General features: G+C 35.5%; 2 protein-coding genes and 1 pseudogene. 1 reads left to right on the forward strand and 2 read right to left on the reverse strand.

The genetic code is table 11. The features are described 5' to 3' along the window. Positions 1-453 precede the first annotated feature (453 nt). Positions 454-1,491, forward strand: a complete 1,038-nt coding sequence (locus AP75_RS13885) for a tetratricopeptide repeat protein (protein WP_143755942.1) — start codon at positions 454-456, stop codon at positions 1,489-1,491. Between the two features lie 278 nt (positions 1,492-1,769). On the opposite strand, the pseudogene AP75_RS14805 reads toward AP75_RS13885, so the two are convergent. Continuing rightward, a pseudogene (locus tag AP75_RS14805) lies at positions 1,770-2,018 on the reverse strand (phage integrase N-terminal SAM-like domain-containing protein); the annotation flags it as partial. Between the two features lie 259 nt (positions 2,019-2,277). Next, positions 2,278-2,580: a transposase gene (locus AP75_RS13895; protein ID WP_242589854.1), complete on the reverse strand. Its 303-nt coding sequence runs from the start codon at positions 2,578-2,580 to the stop codon at positions 2,278-2,280. Positions 2,581-2,587: the final 7 nt, after the last annotated feature.

Consider the following 2,587-nt stretch of genomic DNA (forward strand, 5'->3'; position numbering starts at 1 on the left):
ACAGGATCGATGCTGTCCTGCCCGCAACGGCCGTAATAATGAGAGGTTGACTTGTAGAGGAAGCTAAAGGGTACTTCCTGACTGATTTTACGGTAGAAATCATCCTGGGGAACGAGCCCCTCCAGGCTGAGTTCGTAGAAGATTTTCGGTTCAAATGTTTTTCTGCCTTGCATACGCTAATTTACGGAGAATAAACGATATATACAATTGATTTTCAATATTTTAAACCCGTTTATAACCACATTTTCTATTTCTGAAATCTTTTTACCGTATCTTTGAAAAGAGGTTGTGCAACAGGCACATCGGTTTTGCAAAAGCGGGGGTGAATGTTACACGCAGTAGGTTTTGTTTATTAATTAATTTTGTTTTAGTATTCCAGAATCGCAATTAAACCCCGCATTCTGCAATACTTTTCCGTTGGTGGCAATTATTGACAAAAAGAGCGTTTAAAAAATGAAGAAACATATTTTATTATTATTTTTATTATACTCTATCGTTGCATTTTCACAAAAAAAGGAAATGGTAGATAATTTTTGGAAAGGCAATTATGATAAAACAATAGAAATCGGAAAACAGATTTTACAGTCAGAACCTAACGATTTTGAAATAATTTTATTAATTGCAAGAGCTGAAGACGAAAAAGGAAACTTTAAAAATGCAATTCCTTATCTTGAGAGTGCTAAAAAATTAATGTCAGAAAATTGGCAGAAATCTTGGACATTTATTGAACTAGCAAAAAATAGTTTTGGAACTGGAAAACTTGATGATGCTAAATTATTTTATAATGAAGCACTAAAAATTAAAGGAACTAAAAATTCTGAAAAGGAGTTAAAAAAATTTGGAATGCTAACTGGTTTAGATGAGTATTACAAAAACTGGAAAATAAGAGAAACACAAAACATTATCTTTCATTTTGAGAATTCAATTAATGAAATTGAAATTGAAAGAATAACAAAGACAAGACAAATTGCTTTTGAACAAATTAATGCATTTTTTAATTCTAAATTGCCAAAAAAAATAGATTTTTTTGTTTGGAACATAAATGAAAGTTACAATCAAATACTAAATACAAATCTTGGATTTTCAAATCCCGTATTTTGTATTTCTCATAATCGCTTAAATCAAACACCAGGACACGAAATAGCTCATAATATTTCATTTTGGATAAATAATGACAACATTAGAACTAAATTTATTAATGAAGGTATTGGAGTTTGCTTCGACCAACAAAAAAATGAAAAGCTAAAAATAGCTCAAGAAACATATAAAACAAACCAAATTGACATTAAGGAAATTTGGAGAAATCAAACAAAATTGAATGATGATATTCTTTATCCAATTTCTGGTGCTTTTGTAAATTTTCTTATAGAATATGACAAAGAAAAATTCTTGAAGTTAACCGAAAATCAAACTTATGAAAATGCAATAAAAATATACAGAGAAAATATTGACAATTTAATTGACGATTTTATAAAAAAACTAAAAGAATAATATAACTGTACACAATAACTAAGCTTTCGTCTTGTCCGCAGGACAGAAGATGAAAGCCCGTTGAACGGAAGCTCCGGTGGCTTTTCAACAGCTTTATGGTCCTCTTATGGGGATGTCGTTTTTAGAATTTAGAGGTACAAAGCAATTTTTCAGAAGGACTGAAGCATTCGCCAGATTTCTTCACGGCTTAAAATAGTGGGAAGTTTTTTCACTTTTGGAATCGCGGGAAGATGGAGGTAGCTGTAAGGCAAGCCTTCGGTTTTCAGCAAAAACCGCAGTCCGTAAACGGTATGTTTAAAGTACGACTGAGAAGGGGTTTTTGATCGCTTTTGAAGTTCAAAAAGGTAATCTTTGATGTCTTCCGGGTCTAATTCGGTAGGGACTTTACCGAAATGAAGCGCTAAGGCTGCAACGTGACGGGAATAATTATCAAAGGTTCGCTTGCTCCTGCCTAGGATTGAAATATTTCTTTCGAAGCGTTGCAGGAGTTCGGCAAAACCGTTAACTTCGCTCGAGGCACGATTCAGGAATTTGTTGGTCCTTAAATCCTCCGGAGATTTTTTTTTGTAGCCATTTTATATGTTTTTTAAGGGTTAATAAAAACAAAGTTACTAAAACGGCGAATGGGAAAAGCTACCGGAGGTTTAGTTCAACATCGGTAACCGTTGCACAACTCCACATTTTCAGTAATTTCCAAAGTAAAACCATAAAAAACGGCCTCCTTTAAAGCGATTTAAGGGAGGTTTCTATTTTTGTCGGGCAAAGGAGCTGAGGTTTTCGGGTGGCTTAAATTGAAGTGATCAGCGAACTGTGGAACCGGTTTAGAAAAAGCCGGAGTATCCCTTCCGGAAGGTGCATAATCTGGGCATTGCTTTTTGGTTTCCGGGAGATAAACTTCAGGTACTTCTTCAGGTTGTAAGCCAAAGCGGCCATTAAAACATGCTTGTTGGCGTTTTTCATGCCCCGCGTGTTGACCCTCTTCATGCTGTGGTAGTTGATTAGCGTGCCCAGCACCGGCTCCACCGTGGAGCTGCGGCGTTTGGTGAGGAAGCGTGTGTAGTTTTTGTCCCTGTTCAGCTTCTCGTGCATCGCATCG

It is taken from the genome of Kaistella haifensis DSM 19056 (assembly GCF_000735695.2).
Classification (GTDB): domain Bacteria; phylum Bacteroidota; class Bacteroidia; order Flavobacteriales; family Weeksellaceae; genus Kaistella; species Kaistella haifensis.

What these genes read in the sequence shown, in the direction of transcription:
- AP75_RS13885 (WP_143755942.1), top strand. Translation starts at nt 454, where the DNA reads ATGAAGAAACATATTTTATTATTATTTTTATTATACTCTATCGTTGCA.
- AP75_RS13895 (WP_242589854.1), bottom strand. Translation starts at nt 2,580, where the DNA reads ATGCACGAGAAGCTGAACAGGGACAAAAACTACACACGCTTCCTCACC.